This window comes from Actinomadura physcomitrii (assembly GCF_008923205.2).
In the GTDB taxonomy this organism is placed as follows: Bacteria; Actinomycetota; Actinomycetes; order Streptosporangiales; family Streptosporangiaceae; genus Spirillospora; species Spirillospora physcomitrii.
Genome location: NZ_WBMS02000019.1, coordinates 144,340 through 165,277 on the forward strand (window position 1 = coordinate 144,340; position 20,938 = coordinate 165,277).

A 20,938-nucleotide genomic window follows, 5' to 3' on the forward strand; every position below is an offset into this window, starting at 1 on the left:
CTTTTCTGTCGGGGTCAGTTCGTCAGCCGCTGCGCGCCGGTGTGCCACGCCAGCAGCCGCCGTTCGAGGAGCATGAAGGCTCCGTTGAACAGCAGGCCGAGGACGCCGAGCATGACGATCCCGGCCCACATGGTGAGCAGCTCGAAGGCGCGCTGGGCGTCGAGCAGCTCCGCGCCGATGCCGGTGGTGCTGCCGACGATCTCCGACAGCACCATGAGGATCAGCGCGAACGACAGCGCGACGCGCAGCCCCGCGAAGATCTTCGGCGCCGCCGCCGGAAGGATGATCAGCAGCAGCCGGCGGGGCCGGGAGACGCCGAAGACCCGCGCGGTGTCGAGCTGGAGCGGGTCCACCGCGCGGACGCCGTCGGCGGTGTTCAGCAGCACCGGCCACACCACCCCGAACGCGATCGTGACGATCTGCATCGTGGTGCCGATCTGGAACACCACGATGAAGAACGGCACCAGCGTCGGCGGCGGCACCGCGCGCAGGAACTGCAGCACCGGGTCCAGCAGGTCGTTGAGGACCCGCGACCGGCCGATCGCGGCGCCGACCGCGATCCCGGCGGCACCGGCGGCGGCCCACCCGGTGAACAGGTGCGCGAGGCTGCTGGAGAAGTCGTCCACCGCGTTGCCGGTGAGGAACGCGTGCGAGGCCGGCCCGGAGAACCACACCTCGTGCAGCGCCTCGATGATCTTCGTGGGCGGCGGGAAGTACGTCTCGTCCACCGCGGACGTGACGAGCTGCCAGCAGACCGCGGCGAGCGCGACGAGCCACACCCGCTCGGCGAGCCCGCGGGCCGGGCGGCCGATCCTCATGCGATCCCCTCCACCCGCGCGGCGTGCCAGCGGAACGCGACCCGCTCCAGCGCGGTCAGCGCGGTGTTGGCGAGCAGCCCGAGCACCCCGGCCCAGCAGGCGCCGGCCAGCATCAGGTCGGTGCGCCCGCCGCCCTGCTGCGTCTCGGTCAGGTAGATGCCGATCCCGTTGTCGCCGCCGACCAGCAGCTCGGTGCTGATCAGCACGACGAGGGCGACCGAGGCGGCGATCCGCACGCCGGTGGCGATGAACGGCGCCGCACTCGGCAGCGACACCCGCCACAGCACCGCCGGCGCCGAGAACCCGAACGCGCGCAGCGTGTCCTTGGCGACCGGGTCGACGTCGCGCAGCGCGTACAGCGTGTTGACGAGGATCGGCCACAGGCACGCGTAGAAGATCAGCGACATGTTCGTCTGCGCGGGCGAGCTGAACAGCAGGGTCGCCAGCGGGATCAGCGCGACCGACGGGACGGGCCGGCACAGCTCGACCAGCGCCCGGGAGGCGGTGCCGAGCAGCGGCACCGAGCCGAGCAGCACGCCGAGCGGCACCGCGGCCAGCACCGCGAGCAGCAGCCCGAGCAGCCATTCGCGCACCGTCGCGCCGACGTCGACCAGGAACTCGCGGTCCATGGCCAGCTTCCCGGCCTCCTTCAGCACGGTCGAGGCCGGGGGGAGGGAGGTCTCGTCCACGAGGCCGGCACGGCTGACCGCCTCGAGCGCGCCGACCACCACGACCGCCCCGGCCGCGCCGAGGAGGATGCGGCGAGCGGTCATGAAGCCGCGGTCAGCAGCAGCGGCTTCACGTCCATCTTCTTGGAGATGTACCCGAACTGCTGCATGACGTCCGGTACCCGCTGCAGCCGGGTCGCGTCGAGCGACGTCGGATAGGTCCCGTAGCTCATGCTCGCGGCGACCTTCGCGTCGATCCCCTTGGCGTAGGTCGGCACGATCTGCTCGACGAGCTTGCGGTCGGCCGCCATGCCCTCGCCCTTGACGAGCGCGCGCTGGAACGCGGCGACCGTCTTCGGGTTCTTGCCGGTGAACTTCGCCATGGCGGCGTATCCGGCGATCGGGAACTGCGCGGTCGGCCCGCTGGACAGGTCGGCGACCATCCGCGCGCCCATCGACCGCTGCATCTGCGTGCCGAACGGCTCGATCGCCTGGACGGCCTCGACGCTCTTGTTCTTCAGCGCCGCCTCCATGTTCGGCGGGGGGATCTCGACGAAGTTCTCGTCCTCGTCGAACGTCGCGCCCTGCGCTTGCCCGGCGGCGCGCACCAGCAGCGTGCTGACGTTGCGCTTGGTGTTGACGCCGATCTTCTTCCCGGCCAGGTCCTTGATCGTGCGGTAGGGGGAGTCGCCGCGGACCATCAGCGTGTGGGTCTTCGGGGCGCCCTGGAAGCCGTCGGCGACGACCTTCGGCTTGAAGCCGGGGTCCTTGGACGCCGCGGTGAACAGCGACACGTAGTTGCCGAAGGTGATGTCGAGCTGGCCGCTCTTCAGCAGCGGGATGGCCTCGGCGCCGCCGCTGACGACGCGGGTCCTGACGGTCAGCCCCTCGGCCTTGAACAGGCCCTTCTGGATCGCGATCTGCAGCGGCGCGGTGTCGGCGATCGTCATGGTGCCGACGGTGATGGTGGACTCCTCGAGCCCGTTGGCCGATTTCTTGTCGTCCGAGCCGCCGCACGCGGTGGCCGAGAGCGCGACCGCGACGGCGAGCGCGCCGCCGAGTGCGGCGCGGGGGAGGGTGGCGGGCATGGGCGACGCTCCATTGCGGGAGGGGCAGCCGGCGGATAACTGATCGTTCAACGAGTGCCGGGAGCGTAGCGCATCGCCCGCCCGATCGCGGGAGAAATGTGGCGTATGTGGCGGTATGGAGGGAAAATTGTGAACAGGATTGTTTTGTTGCTCGAAACCCGGAAAGCGCGGGGCCCCGGCCGCGACGCGACCGGGGCCCCGCGGGACGTCCGCGCTACTTCTTCACGGGCTCCTCCACGGAGGCGCCGCCCTTGGCGTCGAGGGCGTCCGCCGCCTCGGAATCCTTGACGACGCCGCGGACCAGCCGCCCGACCTCGGCCCTGAGCCGCACGAACTCCGCGTCGGCCCGGGTGCCGATCTGGTCCCGGCCGGCGGGCAGCGTCACCGGCAGCTCGTCGCGGACCCGGCCGGGGTTGCGGGCCAGCACCACGACCCGGTCGCCCAGGTAGACGCTCTCGTCGATGTCGTGCGTGACGAGCAGGATCGTCATGCCCTGGGCCCGGTGCACCTGGAGGACGAGGTCCTCCAGGTCCTCGCGGGTCTGCGCGTCGACCGACCCGAACGGCTCGTCCATCAGCATCAGCGCCGGCCGGTACGCCAGCGCGCGGGCGATCGACACGCGCTGCTGCATGCCGCCCGACAGCTGCCACGGGTACTTGCCCGCCGCGTCCTTCAGACCGACCGACGCCAGCGCCTCGACGGCCTGGGCCCGGCGCGCGGCCTTGGCCAGGCCGCGGCGGCGCAGCGGCAGCGCCACGTTGTCGCGGACGGTCAGCCACGGCAGCAGCGAGCGGCTGTAGTCCTGGAACACCACGGCGAGGTCGTCGGGCACGCCGTCGATCGGCGCGCCCCTCAGCACGACCTTGCCCTCGCTCGGCGGGACGAGTCCGGCGATGCAGCGCAGCAGCGTCGACTTGCCGCACCCGGACGGCCCGACGATCGTGACCAGCTCGCCCTCGCCGACCTTCAGGTCGATGCCCTCCAGCACGCGGTGCGCACCGTAGCTGTGGCCCAGTCCGGTTATCTCCAGCATATCGCTCACCGTGCCCAAGGCTCGTCGTAGAGGGCGGCGTTGTCCGCGGCGACGCGGACGTCGATGACGTAGGGACCATCGTGCCCGAGGCCCTCCGCCATCGCGGCGTCCAGGTCCGCCGCGTTCGTGACGGTCCGGCCCGCGCAGCCGAACCCCTGCGCGAGCGTGACGAACTCGATGCCGGGCAGGTCGGTGCCCGGGACGCTGTCCATCTTGATGCGCCGGCCGAGGGCCTTGACCGCACCATAGCCCTGGTTGTTCAGGACGACGACGGTCATCGGGACGTTGTGCTGCACGGCCGTCCACAGGCCCTGCACCGAGTACATGATCGCGCCGTCGCCGATGACGCAGACGATGCGCTCGCCCGACCCGGCGAGCGCGCGCCCGACCGCGACCGGCAGACCCCAGCCGAGGGCGCCGCTGCCGGTGGTGAGGAAGCCGCCGGGCCGGGTGATCGGCAGGCGCGCGTGGAACATGTCCCGGTAGCTCGGGACCTCCTCCACGATGACCGCGTCCTCCGGCATCCGTTCCCGCAGCGTCTCCACGACCAGCGCCGCGTCGATCGGGGCGGCCCGGTCGGTCACGGCCGGCTTCGCGAGCCGCTCGAGCGGCTCGGGCAGCGGCCGGTCGGCCTTGTCGACCAGCTCCAGCAGCCCGGACACGCCCGCGGCGATCGTCGTCAGCACGCTGGTGCCGACCGGCGCCCACGCGGTCTGCGACGGGTCGCAGTCGAAGTGGAACAGCCGCGACCCCGCCGGGATCACGGCGCCCTCGCTGTGCACGTGGTAGGTGAAGATCGGCGCGCCGAGCGCCAGGATGACGTCGTGGCCCTCCAGCCGCGCCGACAGCTGGTCGCGGACGGGCGGCAGGAAGCCGCGGAACAGCGCGTGGTCCTCGGGGAACCCGGACCGGCCCGACAGCGGGCTGATCCAGACCGGCGCGCCGGTCCGCTCGGCGAGCGCGAGCACGCCGGGCAGCGCGTCCTCGTCCTCGACGCCGGGGCCGACGATGAGGACCGGGTTCGCGGCCCCGTTCAGCGCCTCGGCCACCTCGCGGAGCGCGGCGGGGGAGGCGGTGAAGTCGCTGCGCACCTCGCGGTCCGGGACGGGCTCGGCGGGGTGCTCCCAGTCGTCCTCGGGCACCGAGAGGAACACCGGCCCGCGCGGCGGCGTCATCGCGACCCGGTACGCCTCGGCGAGCGCGGCGGGCACGTCCTCGGCCCGCTCGGGCTGCCGGCTCCACTTGACGTAGGGGCGGGGGAACAGGGCCGGCTCGTCGGCGCCGAGGAACGGGTGGGTGGGCAGCATCGCGCGGGACTGCTGGCCGGCGACGATGACGACCGGCACCCGGTCGCGGTAGGCGTTGAAGACCGCGCCGAGCGAGTGCCCGACGCCGCCCGCCGAGTGCAGGTTGACCAGCGTCGCGTTGCCGGTGCCGAGCGAGTGGCCCGCGGCCGCGGCGACCGCGACGGTCTCCTGCAGCGCCAGCACGTACTCGAAGTCGGCGGGGAAGTCGCGGAACATCCGCAGCTCGGTCGAGCCCGGGTTGCCGAAGACGGTGGTCATCCCCACTCTCCGGCAGAAGTCGAAGAACGCCTCCCGGACCGTGAGCTCGGTCGTCATGAATCCGCCTTTCGCGCCCCGCGGTGCCAGGAGAGGACGCGCCGCTCCACCGCGAGCAGGATCGTGTTGAACAGGTAGCCGAGTATGCCGAGCAGCACGATCACCGACCAGACGGTCGGCAGGTCGGAGCTGCTCTGCGCGTTCGACAGCTCGAACCCGAGGCCGTCGGAGGTGCCCGGCAGCAGCTCGGAGAAGATCATCAGGATCAGCGACAGGGACAGCGCCAGCCGCAGCCCGGCGAAGATCTTCGGCATCGCCGCGGGGATGATGACGTACCGGATGCGGTCCGCCGCGGAGAACCGGAACGCCTCCGCGGTCGCCATCTGCATCGGGTCGACGCTGCGCACGCCGTCCGCGGTGTTGAGCAGGACGGGCCAGATCGCGCTGAACACGATCGACGCGACCTGCATCTCCGTGCCGATCTTGAACAGCACGATGAACACCGGCACCAGGGTCGGCGGCGGGATCACGCGGGCGAACTGCATCACCGGCTGCAGGTAGGCCAGCACCCGCTCCGAGCGGCCGAGCGCGATGCCGAGGACGACGCCCGCGACCACCGACAGCACCAGGGCCAGCGCCATCCGGCCGAGGCTCGGCGCGATGGAGTCGCCGGCCTCGCCGCTGAAGTACAGATGGCTCGGCGGGCCGGACAGCCACATCTCGCGCATGTGCTTGACGATCTCGGAAGGCGGCGGGAAGAACGCGCTGTCGGAGGCGCGGGTCGCCGCCTCCCAGCAGGCCACCAGCACGGCGAGCGGCAGCAGCCGGTGCAGCAGCCCGCGGGCGAGCCGCGCGGCCGCCCCGCCGCGGGCGGTCCGGCCGGTGCGGGCGGTGAGCGCCGCCGCGGTCACGATGCACCACTCCTCTGCGCCTTGTGCCAGTGGAACACGCGGTTCTCGGCCTGCACCAGCAGCGTGTCGATGATCAGGCCGAGGCAGCCCGCCCACACCGTCCCGGCGAGGACGTCGCGGGTGCCGTCGGGGACGTTGCCGGCCTGGGCGATGAACATGCCGAGGCCGTCGCCGAAGCCGGAGAGGATCTCGGTGCCGACGGCCAGGATGAGCGCGATCGACGCCGCGAGCCGCACGCCCGTCGCGATGAACGGCGCGGCGCTCGGCAGCGAGACGCGCAGCAGCACCTGGGTCCGGCCGAACCCGAAGCTGCGCAGCGTCTCCTTCGCGGTCGGGTCGACGTCGTCGAGCCCGTACATGGTGTTGAACAGGATCGGCCAGCTGGAGGCGTAGACGATGAGCGGCACCTCCATCTTCAGGCCCGAGCCGAGAAGCAGCCCGGCGAGCGGGATGAGGGCGACCGAGGGGATCGGGCGCAGGAACTCCACGATCGCGCGGATCGCCGTGTTGACGGCCGGGATGCTGCCGAGCACCAGCCCGAGCGGGACCGCGACCGCGATCGCGATCAGCGTCCCGAGCGCCCACGCGGTCAGGGTGACGCGCACGTTGAACAGGAAGTCGGAGTCACCGATCAGCTCGAACGCGCGAGCGGTGACATCGGATGCGGGGGGCAGATAGGAACGGTCCACGATCCCGGCCCGGCCAAGGGCCTCGCTCGCCAGGAACAGGACCGCCACCCCGGCGGCCCCCCGCGCCCACTTTCCTGGGCGGGAGAGGCCGCGGGGCGGCGTCGGCTCGTGTGCCATGGGCGAATCAGCGTCCTGCCGTCACGACGTCGGCTGGAAGAGGATCGACTTCAGGTCCGGCTTCTGCTTGAGCAGCCCGGCGGAGGTCATCAGGTCCGCGATCTGCTGCATCCGGGTGGTGCTCAGCGAGGTCGGGTAGCCGGGCAGCGTGATGACCGAGGCGACCTGCGCGTCGATCTTGGCGTAGCCGGGCAGCACCCCCTCGACCTGCTTGCGGTCCTGGGACGCGATCTTCTGCGCCTTGATGATCGCGCGCTGGAACGCCGCCGCGGTCTTGGGGTTCTTCTTCGCGAACTCCTGGGTGCTCACGAAACCGCTGATCGGAAGGCCGGTGACCGGCTCGCTGCCGCCGTCGACGACGACGCGGGCGCCGGCCTTCTTCTCGATGTCGGACAGGAACGGCTCGACGGTGTGGATCGCGTCGACCTGCCCCTTCTGCAGCGCGCTCGCCATCTGCGGGAACGGGATGGCGACGTAGTTGACCTTCTTGGGGTCGACGTTGTTGGCCTTGAGGATCGCGTCCAGGGTCAGGCTCTGGATGTTGTTGGTGATGTTGACCGCGACCTTCTTGCCCTCCAGGTCCTTCGCCGTCTTGATCTTGGAGTTGGGCATGACCACCACGTTCATCATGTTGGAGGTCAGCGTGGCGGCCTCGGCGAGGATGCTGAGCTTCAGCGTGCCCTGCTCGTTGGCCTGCAGGAAGGAGACGTAGTTGGCGCCCGCGATGGCGTCGACCTCGCCGTTCTTCAGCGCCGGCAGCGCCTTGATGCTCTGCTGCACCGGCACGATCTTGACGTTCAGGCCCTCGGCCTTGAACAGGCCCTGCTTCTGGGCGATGTAGAGCGCCGCGCCGTCCACCAGGGGCAGCGAGGCGACCTTCATGTCCTTCTTCTCCAGGCCGTTGCCGCCGCCGGAGTCGTCCGATCCGCCGCAGCCCGCGGCCAGGGACGTGACGAGGGCGAGGGCGCTGACCAGCGCCAGAAGACGTCTGGGATGCCGCATCGGGCACTCCTTCTTAACTCACGGGGGAAGTTGCTTCGGCAGGGCTTGGGCAGGCCAGGGCTCATGAGCCAGGGGAACGACTGCAGCCACCTCTCCCGCCGTGCTCGAAGATCACGTGCGTCGGGAGAGTATCGCGGACTAGGCATCTTAGGGGGTTTGGGGCTGAATTGCGTGACTCTCTTGTGTCCTTCAGTGGACCGATCGCCCTCCCCGGTTCCCCGGGCGTCATTCCAGGTGGGGATGGTGGCGGAGGCGCCGGGGAGCGCGGGCCGGCCGCCGACGGTTACTGGTCGGTATGGGTCGGCGGATTCGATTTGATAACGCGTCGAATGGGGTGTGCCGACCGCCGCATTCCCCTTGCTCATAAGGGCTTCCGCGCCCGCTGTGACAATCCATTGCGAAGCGAATACGGAGTGTGATCGGCTTTTCGGTTTCCGAGCGCGCCGTTGCGGCGGATCGACGGAAGGAGTGACGAGAGCAGGGGTGTTCACGCGAGGTAATCGGTCAGATGCGCTACGTCTGCGTGCGCACCGTGACGGCTCGTGACGATGAAAACGGACATATGGGCATGAACTCGCGATCGCCACCTTGGTTCTTATCCACTCCCCTAGGGTCCTTTGCGGCATATCCATGGATGTGCTGCAATATCGGGCGCCGGAGGTCGAGACGATGTCGCCATGACCCTTCGCGGCGATGAGGCCACGGAGAGTGCGGCATCGTGAGGGAGAGGGTGTTGACGGCGGATGCAACCAAGCGACGAGGGTCGCGACCGTGCTCGGCCTGGTGACGTCGAGGTGCAGTCGGACCATCCGGCACGGACAGGCGGTCCGCCGCGATCGGGCGGGCGGCTCCGGCTGCGGAACTGGCGGGTGCCCCAGCGCCTGATCGTGCTGATCCTGGTGCCCACGGTCGCCGCCGTCGTGCTGGCCGGCCTGCGGATCTCCAGCTCCGTGAGCAAGGCGGAGAGCTACGGCCGGGTCGAGCGGATGGCGGAGCTGGGCGTCGGGATCACCCGGTTCGTCCAGGAGTTCACCGCGGAACGCGACGCGGCCGTCGAGTACATCGCGGCCGGCCGGTCCGAGGCGCTCCTGCCGGCCCTGCAGGCCCAGCAGCGCAAGACCGACGCCCAGGTCGGCCCGGTGCAGGCCGACGCGGGCCGCATCAACGGCTCCTACGGCACCGAGGCCGTCCGCGACGCGACCACGGTGAAGAGCCGCCTGGACGGTCTGAAGGCGCTGCGCTCCCTCGTCGTCGGCACGAAGGTCCCGCCCTTCATCGTGCTGGAGAAGTACACCGAGGCGGCCCGGGAGCTGACGGCCGTCCTCGACGGGATCTCCCAGAACGTCGCCGACGACGAGCTCGCCGAGTCGACCCGTGCGCTCGGCGCCCTCGCGCGCGCCAAGGAGGCGGTGTCCCGGGAACGGGCCCTGCTGCTCATCGGCGCGCGGAGCAGGCAGCTCGACACCCAGGAGATCAACGAGCTCACCGCGGCGCGCGCGCAGGAGGACAGCGAGCTCGCGGCCTTCAAGGACTCGGCCTCCCTGGAGCAGAACCAGCTGTTCGAGGACACGGTCGTCGGCCCCAAGGTCGACCAGGCCCGTGACGTGCGGCAGCGCGTCATATCGTCGGCGAGCGCCAACAACGGTCTGCTGCCCACCACGCTGCGGACCTCGCACGCCGCCACCGCCATGCGCGGCGCGATGACCGCGATGGTCGACCAGATGCGCCTGGTCGAGCAGAAGATCGCCGGCGACATCCGCTCGCACAGCGACGAGCAGGGCACGGCCGCGCGCAACTCGACGATCCTCGACTCGGCGCTGGTCGCAGCGCTGCTGATCATCGTCCTGCTGATCACCGTCGTGATGGCCCGGTCGCTGGTGCGGCCGCTGCGCCGGCTGCAGTCCGGCGCGCTGGAGGTCGCCAGCAGCCGGCTGCCCGGCCTGGTCGACCGGCTCCGCGACCCCGAGGCCGCCGCCGGCGGCATCGAGGTCGCGCCGATCGAGATCGACTCCACCGACGAGATCGGCCAGGTCGCGCGCGCCTTCGACGAGGTCCACCGCGAGGCGGTCCGGCTGGCCGCCGACGAGGCGGTCCTGCGCGGCAACATCAACGCGATGTTCGTCAACCTGTCGCGGCGCAGCCAGTCGCTGATCGAGCGGCAGCTGCGGCTGATCGAGGAGCTGGAGCAGAGCGAGCGCGACGAGGAGCAGCTCGGCAGCCTTTTCCGGCTGGACCACCTCGCCACCCGCATGCGCCGCAACTGCGAGAACCTGCTGGTCCTCGGCGGCCAGGAGCAGGCCCGCCGGTGGAACAAGCCCGTCCCGCTGATCGACGTCGTGCGCGCCTCGCTGTCGGAGGTCGAGCAGTACGAGCGGGTCGCGCTGCGCGTGCAGGGCGACATGACCGTCTCCGGCCCGGTCGTCAACGACCTCGTCCACCTGCTCGCCGAGCTGGTGGAGAACGCCCTGGTGTTCTCCTCCGAGCACACCAAGGTCACCGTCTCCGGGCAGCTGCTCAGCGGCGGCGGCTCGATGCTGCAGATCACCGACAACGGCGTGGGGATGTCCCCCGAGGAGCTGGAGCAGGCCAACTGGCGGCTGGCGAACCCGCCCGTCATCGACTTCTCCGCGGCGCGCCGCATGGGCCTGTTCGTGGTCGGCCGCCTGGCCGTCCGGCACGGCATCCGCGTCGAGCTGCGGGCCGCGCAGGGCGGCGGGCTCACCGCGTTCGTCGTGCTGCCGGACGCGGCGGTCACCCCCGGCGAGCCGGCGGGCGTCGGCGCCCGCGGCCTCGGCTCCCGCGACACCGGCCAGCTCGCCGCGCTCAACGGCACCGGCCCCGAGCCGCTCGCCGCCGGTGCGGGGGGCGGGTTCCGCCAGGACGACTTCGGGCCGGCGGCCGGCCTCGGCGCCGGCACCAACCCGATGGTCGGGCACACCGGCCCGCTGCGCCCGCTGCGCGGCGCCACCGGGCCGCAGCCGATGATGGGCGGCCAGGTCCCGGGAGGCGAGGGCACCGGACCGCAGCCGCCGCTGACGACGGGCCCGCTGACCCCCGCCGCCGGCACCGGTGCGCACGCCGCCCCGCACACCGGCCCGCTGCCGGTCGTCCCGCCGGACATGCCGCGGTCCGCGGACGCCGCGCCGCCGAACGACCCGTACGGCGACCCGCCGGCCCCGCGCTCGCCGAGCGACCTGCCCGTCCGCCGTCCCGGCGCCCAGCTGCGCGGGCGGCAGACGACGGACGCCGGCCGGCAGGACAACGTGTTCCAGCCGCGCAGCGAGCGGATGCAGAACGCCGCCAACGGGTACCAGGACGCTCCCAACGGCTACCAGGACGCTCCCAACGGGTACCGCGACGCGGGCGGCCGGCACACCGGACCGCAGCCCGTGGTCCCCGAGGCCCAGCCCGTGGTGCCCGAGCCCGGCGCCCGGCGCCAGCAGATCCCTTGGGAGACCGGCCCGCTGGACCAGGTCGCGGACGAGGGCCCGCACGGCGGCGGCTCCCGCAACGGGGCGCCGGCCCGCGGCCGCGCCGCCGAGCCGCAGCGGCCCCGCGAGGCCGCTGCGCCCGAGCACCGCGCCCCCGAACCGGCGGCCTACGAGCGGAACGGTTACGATCAGCCCGCTCCCGCCGTTCACCGGCCGCCGGCGCCGGCCGGGGCGAAACCGTCGCCGCGGGTGCCCGAGCGATCGCCGATCTTCGATGCGATGCAGTCGGAATGGTTCCAGCGCCGGACGGGAGGGGACGTGGGCGAAGATCCGGTCAAGGGCTGGGAGTCACCCGCGGACGAGGGCTTCCGCGCCGCCGAGGCGATCCGCGAGCCCGTCGCCGGCAGCCGCACGCAGGTCGGACTGCCGAAGCGCGTCCCGGGCAAGAACCGCATCCCCGGTGCGGTCGGCAACCGGCCGGCCGCCGGGAGCGGGCAGCAGCCCCAGGCGGCGCCGCCCGCGGCGACCGGCCGGACGCAGCCGGTGCCGCGTCCGGGGGCGCCCGTGCAGAACCAGCAGTCGTCCGGCCAGTCGGCCGACGTCGTGCGCAACCGTTTCGCGAGCCTGCAGCGCGGCGTCCACCGGGGACGCAACGAGACTCGCGGCGGGGGCGTGTCAGGTGAGGTGCCGTCACAGGGTGACGGCGAGACGGGAGGCACCCGGTGAGCGGGCAGGATCTCAACTGGTTGGTGACGAACTTCGCGGACCGTGTCGCGAAGGTCGCGCACGCCGTCGTGGTCTCCTCCGACGGATTGCCGATGGCCTACTCCGCGGGCTTCCCGCCCGAGCGTGCGGACCAGCTGTCGGCGATCGCCTCGGGGTTGATGAGCCTGACCCAGGGCGCGGCGAAGATCTTCGACGCGGGCGGCGTGAACCAGACGGTCGTGGAGATGGACCGCGGGCTGCTGTTCGTCATGTCCATCGCGAACGGGTCGGTGTTCGCGGTGCTGGCGGCGCCCGACTGCGACCTCGGGCTCGTCGCCTACGAGATGACGCTGCTGGTCGAGCGGGTGGGCCGGGTGCTGACGCCGGCGCTGCGCGCGCAGGAGCAGCAGCAGCCCTACGGCGGCCCCTCGGTGACCGAGATGGGCGCCGGCCCCGCCCGCTTTTGACCGTGACTGACTCTGACGGAGGTCGGCGACATGGATCGAGGCAGTCCCTTCGGAGCCGGTCCGGGAGGTCCCGGGCGCTGGCCCGGTGAGCCGCGCTCGGTGCAGGACCGGCCGGAAGGGCGGGACGAGGGGGACAGCAGCTCGCTGGTGCGCCCGTACGCCGTGACGGGCGGGCGCACCAAGCCGCGGTACGACCTGGCGATCGAGGCCCTGGTGACGGCGGCGCCGTACCCGCCGCGCGACGTGGCCATGCTGACCCCGGAGTACCGGGCGATCATGGACCTGTGCCGGTCGGCCCGCTCCGTCGCCGAGGTGTCGGCGCTGCTGCGGATGCCGCTCGGCGTGGCCCGGGTCCTCGTCGCGGACATGGCCATGGAAGGGCTGCTGCGCCTGCACCAGTCGACCCCCACCACCGCCGGCGGCCAGCCGGACCTCCGCTTGCTAGAAAGGGTGCTCAGTGGCCTTCGGAAGCTCTGACCAGGTCCCGCCCCCGGGGCCGCACGGACCCGAGGCCGAGCTGACCTCGGTAAAGATCGTCGTCGGCGGCGGGTTCGGCGTCGGCAAGACCACCTTCGTCGGGTCGGTCTCGGAGATCATGCCGCTCACCACCGAGGCGGTGATGACCGCGGCCAGCGCCGACGTGGACGACCTGTCGGCCGTCCCGGACAAGACGACCACCACGGTCGCGATGGACTTCGGCCGGGTGTCGCTGGACAGCGAGCTGATCCTGTACCTGTTCGGCACCCCGGGCCAGCACCGCTTCTGGTTCATGTGGGACGACCTGGTCCGCGGCGCGATCGGCGCCGTCGTGCTGGTCGACACGCGCCGGCTGGAGGACTGCTTCGCGGCGGTCGACTACTTCGAGGAGCTCGGCCTGCCGTTCGTGGTGGGCGTCAACGGGTTCCACGGCGAGTTCCAGTACGCGATCGAGGACATCCGCGAGGCCCTGTCGATCAGCGGGCACGTGCCGATCGTGCAGTGCGACGCGCGCAGCCGCGAGTCGACGAAGCAGGTGCTGATCACGCTGGTGCAGCACGCGATGTCGGTGCACGCCACGGGCGCCCCGGCGGCCGCGCAGGCCCCGCCCGCGGCGTCGGGCGGGCAGCTGGGCACGGCGTCGCCGAGCTGGACCTGACGCCCGGGCCCGGTCGGCGTCGGCCGTCTCGCATACCCCTCGTGGTTACGGTCGCGTAGATTGTGTGCACGATGCATGATTGTCTGACGTGACCGACTTTGAACCGACGCCAGGGCCCGCGATGGACGAACTGGAGAAGATCCGTACGTACGTGGCCATCGGCGACAGCTTCACCGAAGGCTTGAACGACCCCTACCCGGGCGAGCACGACCGCTTCCGCGGCTGGGCCGACCGGCTCGCCGAGCACCTGGCCGAGCACAGCCCCGGCCTGCGCTACGCGAACCTCGCGGTGCGCGGCAAGCTCGTCCGGCAGATCGTCGAGGACCAGGTGCCGCGCGCCGTCGAGCTGCGGCCCGACCTCGTGACGTTCTGCGCGGGCGGCAACGACATGATCCGCCCCGGCGCCGACCCCGACGCGCTCGCGGTCGTGTTCGACGACGCCGTGCGGCGGCTGCGCGCCACCGGCGCCCGCGTGGTGATCTTCACCGGGTTCGACACCCGGGGGCTGCGCAGCGGCTCGCGCATCCGCGGCAAGGCCGCCACGTACAACATGCACCTGCGCGCGATCGCGGACCGCCGCGGCTGCTCGGTCGTCGACCTGTGGTCGCTGCGGGTCTTCAACGACCCGCGCGCCTGGTACGAGGACCGGCTGCACCTGTCGCCCGAGGGGCACCGCCGCATGGCGCTCGTCGTGGCGGGCGTCGTCGGCGTGCCGGTGCGGGACGACTGGCGCGCGCCGTGGCCGCCGCTGGACCCGGTGGACTGGCTCACCTCGCGCCGCGAGGACCTGCACTGGGCGCGCGCCTACCTGCTGCCGTGGATCGGCCGCCGCGCGACGGGCCGCTCGTCCGGCGACGGCCGCGGACCGAAGCGGCCGGAGCCGACGGAGCTGCGCTCGCCGGAGACGGCGAGCTGACCGGGACGGCCGTTGCACGGTCGGGCGCACTAGGCGCGAGGGAACTCGTGCCGCGCGCCCGGCCGGGCCGGCGGGTCACCGTCCGCGCGGCCGGTGTCGCGCGACGGGTTCGGGGCGGCGTCGCGCTGCGCGGTGAGGGCCGCCTCCAGCGTCGCCTGGACGGGGATGCGGCGGTGCAGGCCGGTGATCTCCAGGGCGCGGCGGACGACGGGCCGGGGGCCGGCCAGGGTGAGGCTGCCCCCGGCGGCGGTGGCGGCCTTGTAGCAGCCGACGATGACCGACAAACCCTGGGAGTCCATGAACTCCAAGTCCGCGAGGTCGAGGACGACGTGCTCCCCGTGCTCGCGGCGGGCGGCCTCCAGAAGCCGGCGCAGCTCGTCGGAGCCGGCGATGTCGAGTTCGCCGCGCAGGCGCACGACGGCGCGTCCGGCTTGCGAGCGGGCGGTCACTTCCAACGGTGGCACGAGGTCCGCCTCCTAGGGGCCGGGCGCCGCCACAGGCATGGCCCCCGAGGCGGATACTTTCCGTATGGCAACTATCGCCGAGGAGCGGCTCGGTGCCAACCCGGCGCGACGGGATGTGCGTGATCGCGCCGGGTCGTAGGGTGCTTGCCAGACGTGACGTCCCCCACCCGCCGCATAGGAGAAGGACCAGGTGCGTTCCCCCCGGCTGCCGGACCATCTCGAACTGCTGCTCACCGAGGAGCCCGTGCTCGACGTGTACGCCCACGGCCCGTGGCGCGTGCCCGACGGGCTCTACGAGCGGATGCGGGAACGGGCCGTCGCCTACAACGCCGACCCCCGCGCGGCGCTGCTCCCGCGCCGGCTCAGCGACTTCTACGGCGAGGGGACGAGCGCGGCGGGCGCCGAGCAGTGGTCGCTGCTGACGTTCCTGCTGGGCGCGTCGGCGGTGCGCGGCGGGTCCCGCGGCGACGTCGACTACGAGCTGCTGTCGGACTTCCTGGCGACTCCGGAGCCCGCCGTCCGCGAGCCGGTCGCGTGGTTCACCCAGGGCGGGCGGTGGCGCCCGCCGGGCCTGTGGCTGCCCGAGCCGGCCGGAGACGACCGCGAGCTGCGCACGGTGATGCTGGAGCTGGCCCGCGACGGCCTGGACGTCTTCGACGGCCTGGAGCCGCTGGAGCGCCGCCGCCGGGCGCTCGCCGGCCTGTTCGACCGCCGGGCCGCCGACCCGGAGCTGCGCGAGCAGGACCTGACCGTCCCGCAGGAGCGGCTGGAGGAGGTGTGGACGGCCGGGCTCACCGACGAGGAGCTCCACGTCCTGCCCGAGCTGGCCGGGCCCGTCGGGTACCTCGGCTGGGCGTGCGACGGCCTCGACGCGGCGCACGCGCGGCTGTCGGAGGCCGTCCTGGACGGCGACGGCGCCGACGCGGCGCTGGCCAAGCTGCTGCTGGCCGCCGACGCGGCGGCCGTCCCGGCGGAGTTCGCGGTCGCGCTCGGCGCCGACCGCTACCAGAACCTGCAGGAGCGGTTCCGCGCGGTCCGCGCCGGGTTCGCCGTCGAGGCGTGGCAGCAGGACCTGCGCGGATGGCTGGCGCGGGGGCTCGTCGCCGGGGAGGCGGACGCGGCCCGCGCCTGGCTGGACATGGCGGTCCGCATCACCGGCGCGGTCCAGGGCCTGCCGGACGCGCCGACGAGCCCGCGCTGCCGCGTTCCCGTGCGCCCGTTCCAGTCCGACCTGCGGCGGCTGTTCGCGGCGCGCCGCGTCGTCAACCCGCTGGCCGGTCTCCTCGCGCCGTCCGCGCCCGCTCAGGGCCGTCCGGAGGAGGCGCCCGGAACCGGCACACCGGAGGATGACGGTCCCGCACGGGACGAGGTGCGCGACGAGCTGGTCGGGCAGCCGGAGCTCGCGCGCGCGCTCCGGGACGCGCTGGCCGCGCGGCTCGCGGGGGAGCGGCCCGTCCGGCTGCTGATCGCCGGCCCCGAGGGCACCGGCAAGGGCACCGCCGCCGAGCTGCTGGAACGGCGGCTGGCCGCGGCCGGCGCCGTTCGCGAGGCCCTCTGGGTCTCCGACCAGGTGTTCGCCTCGCTGGGCGTCAGCGACGCCGCGCTGTGGCTGCAGGCCCGCGTCCGCGACTGCGTCGAGGGCCGGATGCTGCTCGTCGTCGACGACCTGGAGCGGCTGGTCTCCTACGAGCGCTGCGGCGCCGCGGCGGTCGAGGAACTGCGCCGGCTCATGGCCCGCTCGCCGGCCCTGGACGTCGTCGCGCTGTGCCGCCCCGGCGGCGACCGGCGGCTGTTCGACGCCAACCCGGCGCTCGTCCGCGCCTTCGAGGTGGCCCGCACGCACGACTTCGCCGAGGACCACTTCGCCGAGCTGTTCACCCGGGCCGTCCGGGCGCGCGGCGCGACGGTGCCGGCCGACGTCGCCGCGACCGCAGGCGTGCTGCTCAGCCGGACGCCCCCACTGTTGAACCTCCGCGGCGCGCGCCTGGCCGAGCACACCGCGGCGCAGTGCGCCGCGGCCGCGCGGGCCCGTACCGGCAACGACGCCCCGGAGGTCGCCGCCGCGGACCTGCCGCAGCGCCTCATCCCGGGCCGTCCCGCCGAGACCGACCCCTACGCGGAGCTCGCCGCCTGCGCCGGCATCGCGCCGGTCAAGCGCGAGGTGGACGCGCTCGTCGCCGAGGCCAAGGCCGCCCGGCTGCGCCGCGAGGCGGGGATGGCGCTCGCCGCGCGCCCCCGCCACCTGGTCTTCACCGGCAACCCCGGCACCGGCAAGACCAAGGTCGCGCGGATCCTCGGCCGGATCTACGCCGGGCTCGGCGTGCTGTCGTCCGGGCACATGGTCGAGGTCGAGCGCGCCGACCTGCTCGGCGAGTACGCCACCGAGAGCGTACTGCGGGTGCGCCGCGCCGTCGAGCAGGCGCTCGGCGGCGTCCTCGTGGTCCGGGACGCGCACGCGTTCGTCGCCGCCGCCGTGGACGCCGTGCGGGGCCGCGAGGTCCTCGACGTGCTGCTCACCACCGTCCAGGCGCACGCCGACGACCTGGTGGTCGTGCTGACCGGGCCGCAGGCGGAGATGAACGGGCTGCTGAAGTCCCACCCCGACCTCGCCGCGCTGTTCCCCCGCACCGTCCGCTTCCCCGACCTCACCGACGACGAGCTGGTGCAGGTGTTCGCGGGCAAGGCCGCCGACGGCGGATTCGCGCTCGCCCCCGGCGTCCTCGACAAGGTGCGCGCGCTCGCCCAGGCCGCGCCGCGCGACAACGGCTTCGGCAACGCCCGCATCATGATCAACCTGCTGGACCGGGCGGTCGCGATGCAGGGCCGCCGCGTGCTCGCCGACGGCGTCGTCGACGAGACCGAGTCGCTCGACGAGATCCTCCTCGAGGACGTCCCCGACGCGCTCGCCCGCGCCGGCGGGGACGTCTCGTCCGACCCGCTCGGCGAGATCGCCCGCCTCATCGGCCTCAAGGAGGTCAAGCGGCAGGTGGACGCGCTGGTCGCCGAGGCCCGCGCCGAGCAGATGCGCCGCGACGCCGGCGTCCCGCTGACCGTCCCGACCCGGCACATGGTGTTCATGGGCAACCCGGGCACCGCGAAGACGACGATCGCGCGGCTGATCGCGGCCGTGTACGCCCGGCTCGGCCTGCTGTCGTCCGGGCACCTGGTCGAGGTGACCCGCGCCGACCTCGTCGCCGAGTTCGTCGGGCAGACCGCGCCCCGGGTGCGGGCCGCGGTCGAGCGGTCCCTCGGCGGCGTGCTGTTCATCGACGAGGCGTACGCGCTGACCTCGGCGGGCGGCGGCGACCAGCGCGACTTCGGGCACGAGGCGATCGCCGAGCTGCTGCGGCTGATGGAGGAGCACCGCGCCGACCTGGTGGTCATCGTCGCGGGCTACGACGCGGAGATGGAGCGCTTCCTGAAGTCCAACCCGGGCCTGGAGTCGCGCTTCCCGCAGGTCCTGCGCTTCCCCGACTACTCCGACGACGAGCTCGTCACGATCTTCGAGCTGATGGCGGCGACCGCCGGCCTCACCCTGGACCCCGGCGTCCCGGGCGCGCTGCGCCGCCTCGTCGCCGCCCATCCGCGCGGCTCGTCGTTCGGCAACGCCCGCCTCGTCCGGAACCTGCTGGACGCCGCGGTGTCCCGGCAGGCGCAGCGCATCACCGCCGCCCACGACGCCGACCCCGCCGCCATCGAACCGTCCGAGGTCCGCCTCCTGCGCCCCGAGGACCTCCCCGACACCCCCCCGAACCCCACCGACCCCAACGCCTTCGGCCCCTACATCTAGCTGTGTCCGCCCAGGGGATCGCCCCCCTGGTAAGCGGATGCCTGGAGGTTGTAGAGGTCGGCGTAGAGGCCGCCGGCGGCCATCAGGGTGGTGTGGTCGCCTTCTTCGATGACCTTGCCGTGTTCCAGGACGTAGATGCGGTCGGCGTAGCGGACGCTGGCGAGGCGGTGGGTGATGAGCAGGACGGTGCGCCCGGCGGCGTGGTCGCGGATCCGGTCGAAGAGCAGGTGCTCGGCGCGGGCGTCGAGGCTGGCGGTGGGTTCGTCGCAGATCAGCAGCGGCGCGTCGCGGTAGAAGCCGCGGGCGACGGCGAGCCGCTGCCACTGCCCGCCGGACAGCTCGGCGCCGCCCTGGAAGCGGCGGTCCAGGAGGGTGTCGTAGCCGCGGGCCAGGTCCGCGACGACCTCCTCGGCGCCGGACGCGCGGGCGGCGGCGAGCACGGCGGGGTCCTCGGGTTCGCCGGGACGGTGCTCGGGGCCGCGCCCCATGGTGATGTTCTGCCGTGCGGTCATCGGCCAGTGGGTGTACTCCTGCGCGATGACGGCGACGCGGCTCCACACCTCGGCCTGGAGGACGTCGGTGAGGGCCACGTCGTCCCAGCGGACCTCGCCGGCGTCGGGTTCGTACAGGCCGCCCATGATCCGGGAGAGGGTGGTCTTGCCGGACCCGTTCTCGCCGACGAGCGCGACGACCTCGCCGCGGCGCAGCTCCAGTGAGACGCCTCTGAGGGACGGGGCGTCGGAGCCGGGGTAGGTGAAGGTGACGTCGCGGACCTCGATGCGGGCGAAGTCGGCGGGCAGCGCCGGATGCGAGTCGGTGTCCGGCGGCGGGAGGGCGCGCTGCGGGACGCGGGCCTCGGCGGCGTCGCAGAACGCCAGGTAGTCACCGAAGTACAGGCCCTCCTCGTAGCACTGGTTGACCGCGAACACGAGGTTCACCAGGGACGTCTGCCCGCTCCTGATCGCGAGGACGGCCGTGCCGGCGACGGCCAGCGGCACCCAGCCCTGCCAGAGCATGAGGCCCAGCGCGACGTAGACGCCGGCGGTCGCGACGCCCTTCAGGACGTCGCCGGTGAGCTTCGCGTAGGTCTGCCTGCGGGCCAGGCCGAGCTCGACGCGGCGCTGGTGGGCGGCGAACCGGTCGTACTCGCCGAGCAGGAACGGCCGCATGGTGAACGAGCGGACCTCGGCGGCGTGCCGCCGCTCGGTCATCAGGTCGGACAGGATCCACTTGCGGCGGGCGACGCCGACCAGCGCGAGCATCGTGGCGTAGCGCATCCGGGCGCTGCGGACCGACGCCCAGCCCTCCGGGACGGCGGTGAGCAGCAGCAGCGGGAGCAGCAGCGGGTGCAGCACGCCGAGCGTCCCGGCGGCGGCGATCATGCCGACGGCGCCGGTCAGCACGTCGACGGCGTGCTGGACGACCTGGGGCGCGGCGTTCATCCCGCGGGTCTGGGCGCGCTGCAGGTCGTCCAGGAACGTCGAGTCGTCGAGGGCGGTCAGGTCCGCGGCCGTGGTCGCCTCGTAGAGCCGCAGCTCGACCAGCCGCTGGACCTGCGGTTGGAGGCGGGCCTGGGTCCAGCCGGCGGCGGCCTGGAGCCCGGACCGCAGCGCCACCGAGCCGGCGACGAGCGCCAGGGACGGCAGCGCGTCGCGGACCCGGTCGGGCGTGGGGCCGGCGCTGAACAGCGCGGTGAGCACGCCGGTCGTGGCGAGCAGCCCGAACGCGGTGAACAGCCCGGCGGCGAGGTTCAGGGAGATCGTCGCGGCCGTGTCGGCGCGGCTGGCCCGCCAGGCCAGCCCCGCCGCCCGCGCGATCACCGCGGGGAGCCGGCGGGCCATGGTGCCCATGCCGGTCTCGGCGAGTTCGCCGTCCTTGGCGTGCCAGATGTGCGCCGTCAGCTCCGGCAGCCGCGACTCGAACGGGTCGTCCGGCGCGGCGGGGCCGCTCCCGCGCCGCCGGCGTGCGAGCAGCCGAGATCTCCCGGCGGTACGCCGCCTCGCGCCCATGCGCCGCCCTCCGCGCGTCTGTGCCACCGAAGGGCAGTGTGCGCCTTGAGGGGGACGGTGTCCGCTTCATATGTCACAAAACGTAGTGATTTGGAGGTGTGGACAATCATGCGCCGGATGGACGCGGCACACC

At 73.0% G+C, this 20,938-nt stretch carries 16 protein-coding genes; 6 read left to right on the top strand and 10 right to left on the bottom strand.

What is annotated here, in order from left to right:
• Nucleotides 1–14: 14 nt before the first annotated feature.
• The 8 genes from F8568_RS24320 to F8568_RS24355 form a co-directional block, all read right to left on the bottom strand.
• Nucleotides 15–818, bottom strand: a complete 804-nt coding sequence (locus tag F8568_RS24320) for an ABC transporter permease (RefSeq protein ID WP_151595988.1) — start codon at nt 816–818, stop codon at nt 15–17.
• The gene (locus F8568_RS24325) at nt 815–1,591 is read right to left on the bottom strand and encodes an ABC transporter permease (RefSeq protein WP_151595989.1); all 777 of its coding nucleotides are present in this window, start codon (nt 1,589–1,591) and stop codon (nt 815–817) included. Before F8568_RS24325 ends, F8568_RS24320 begins: the two co-directional genes overlap by 4 nt.
• Nucleotides 1,588–2,574 (bottom strand): ABC transporter substrate-binding protein, encoded by a 987-nt coding sequence (locus F8568_RS24330; protein WP_151595990.1) that lies wholly within the window; start codon nt 2,572–2,574, stop codon nt 1,588–1,590. The genes F8568_RS24325 and F8568_RS24330 overlap by 4 nt, the downstream gene beginning before the upstream one ends.
• A 214-nt stretch (nt 2,575–2,788) precedes the next feature.
• Nucleotides 2,789–3,607 (bottom strand): ABC transporter ATP-binding protein, encoded by an 819-nt coding sequence (locus tag F8568_RS24335; protein WP_151595991.1) that lies wholly within the window; start codon nt 3,605–3,607, stop codon nt 2,789–2,791.
• Between the two features lie 5 nt (nt 3,608–3,612).
• On the bottom strand, nt 3,613–5,229 hold the full coding sequence (gene mdlC / locus F8568_RS24340) for a benzoylformate decarboxylase (protein WP_151595992.1): 1,617 nt from the start codon (nt 5,227–5,229) through the stop codon (nt 3,613–3,615).
• Complete coding sequence (locus F8568_RS24345) at nt 5,226–6,080, bottom strand: ABC transporter permease (RefSeq protein WP_151595993.1); 855 nt, start codon at nt 6,078–6,080, stop codon at nt 5,226–5,228. The genes mdlC and F8568_RS24345 overlap by 4 nt, the downstream gene beginning before the upstream one ends.
• Nucleotides 6,077–6,886, bottom strand: coding sequence for an ABC transporter permease (locus tag F8568_RS24350; RefSeq protein ID WP_151595994.1), 810 nt, complete (start codon nt 6,884–6,886; stop codon nt 6,077–6,079). Before F8568_RS24350 ends, F8568_RS24345 begins: the two co-directional genes overlap by 4 nt.
• Nucleotides 6,887–6,907: 21 nt before the next feature.
• The gene (locus tag F8568_RS24355; protein ID WP_151595995.1) at nt 6,908–7,888 is read right to left on the bottom strand and encodes an ABC transporter substrate-binding protein; all 981 of its coding nucleotides are present in this window, start codon (nt 7,886–7,888) and stop codon (nt 6,908–6,910) included.
• Between the two features lie 869 nt (nt 7,889–8,757).
• Here F8568_RS24355 and F8568_RS24360 point away from each other — a divergent pair.
• The 5 genes from F8568_RS24360 (at nt 8,758) to F8568_RS24380 (ending at nt 14,542) form a co-directional block, all read left to right on the top strand.
• Nucleotides 8,758–12,045, top strand: coding sequence for a sensor histidine kinase (locus tag F8568_RS24360; RefSeq protein WP_328601000.1), 3,288 nt, complete (start codon nt 8,758–8,760; stop codon nt 12,043–12,045).
• Complete coding sequence (locus F8568_RS24365; protein ID WP_151595997.1) at nt 12,042–12,491, top strand: roadblock/LC7 domain-containing protein; 450 nt, start codon at nt 12,042–12,044, stop codon at nt 12,489–12,491. The genes F8568_RS24360 and F8568_RS24365 overlap by 4 nt, the downstream gene beginning before the upstream one ends.
• A 30-nt stretch (nt 12,492–12,521) precedes the next feature.
• A complete protein-coding gene (locus F8568_RS24370; protein WP_151544490.1) occupies nt 12,522–12,968 on the top strand; it encodes a DUF742 domain-containing protein in 447 nt (148 codons plus the stop codon).
• A gap of 40 nt (nt 12,969–13,008) precedes the next feature.
• Nucleotides 13,009–13,626: a GTP-binding protein gene (locus F8568_RS24375; protein ID WP_151596033.1), complete on the top strand. Its 618-nt coding sequence runs from the start codon at nt 13,009–13,011 to the stop codon at nt 13,624–13,626.
• Nucleotides 13,627–13,747: 121 nt separating this feature from the next.
• Entirely contained in the window at nt 13,748–14,542 is a 795-nt protein-coding gene (locus F8568_RS24380; protein WP_151596034.1) for an SGNH/GDSL hydrolase family protein, read from the top strand.
• 29 nt (nt 14,543–14,571) lie between these two features.
• Here the strand turns inward: F8568_RS24380 and F8568_RS24385 are convergent, their stop codons facing one another.
• Nucleotides 14,572–15,006, bottom strand: a complete 435-nt coding sequence (locus tag F8568_RS24385) for an STAS domain-containing protein (RefSeq protein WP_151595998.1) — start codon at nt 15,004–15,006, stop codon at nt 14,572–14,574.
• 190 nt (nt 15,007–15,196) lie between these two features.
• On the opposite strand from F8568_RS24385, the gene F8568_RS50565 reads away from it, so the two are divergent.
• Nucleotides 15,197–18,796, top strand: a complete 3,600-nt coding sequence (locus F8568_RS50565) for an AAA family ATPase (RefSeq protein WP_151595999.1) — start codon at nt 15,197–15,199, stop codon at nt 18,794–18,796.
• Here F8568_RS50565 and F8568_RS24395 read toward each other — a convergent pair.
• Nucleotides 18,793–20,805, bottom strand: coding sequence for an ABC transporter ATP-binding protein (locus F8568_RS24395; protein ID WP_151596000.1), 2,013 nt, complete (start codon nt 20,803–20,805; stop codon nt 18,793–18,795). The two genes, F8568_RS50565 and F8568_RS24395, sit on opposite strands and share 4 nt — an antisense overlap.
• Nucleotides 20,806–20,938: the final 133 nt, after the last annotated feature.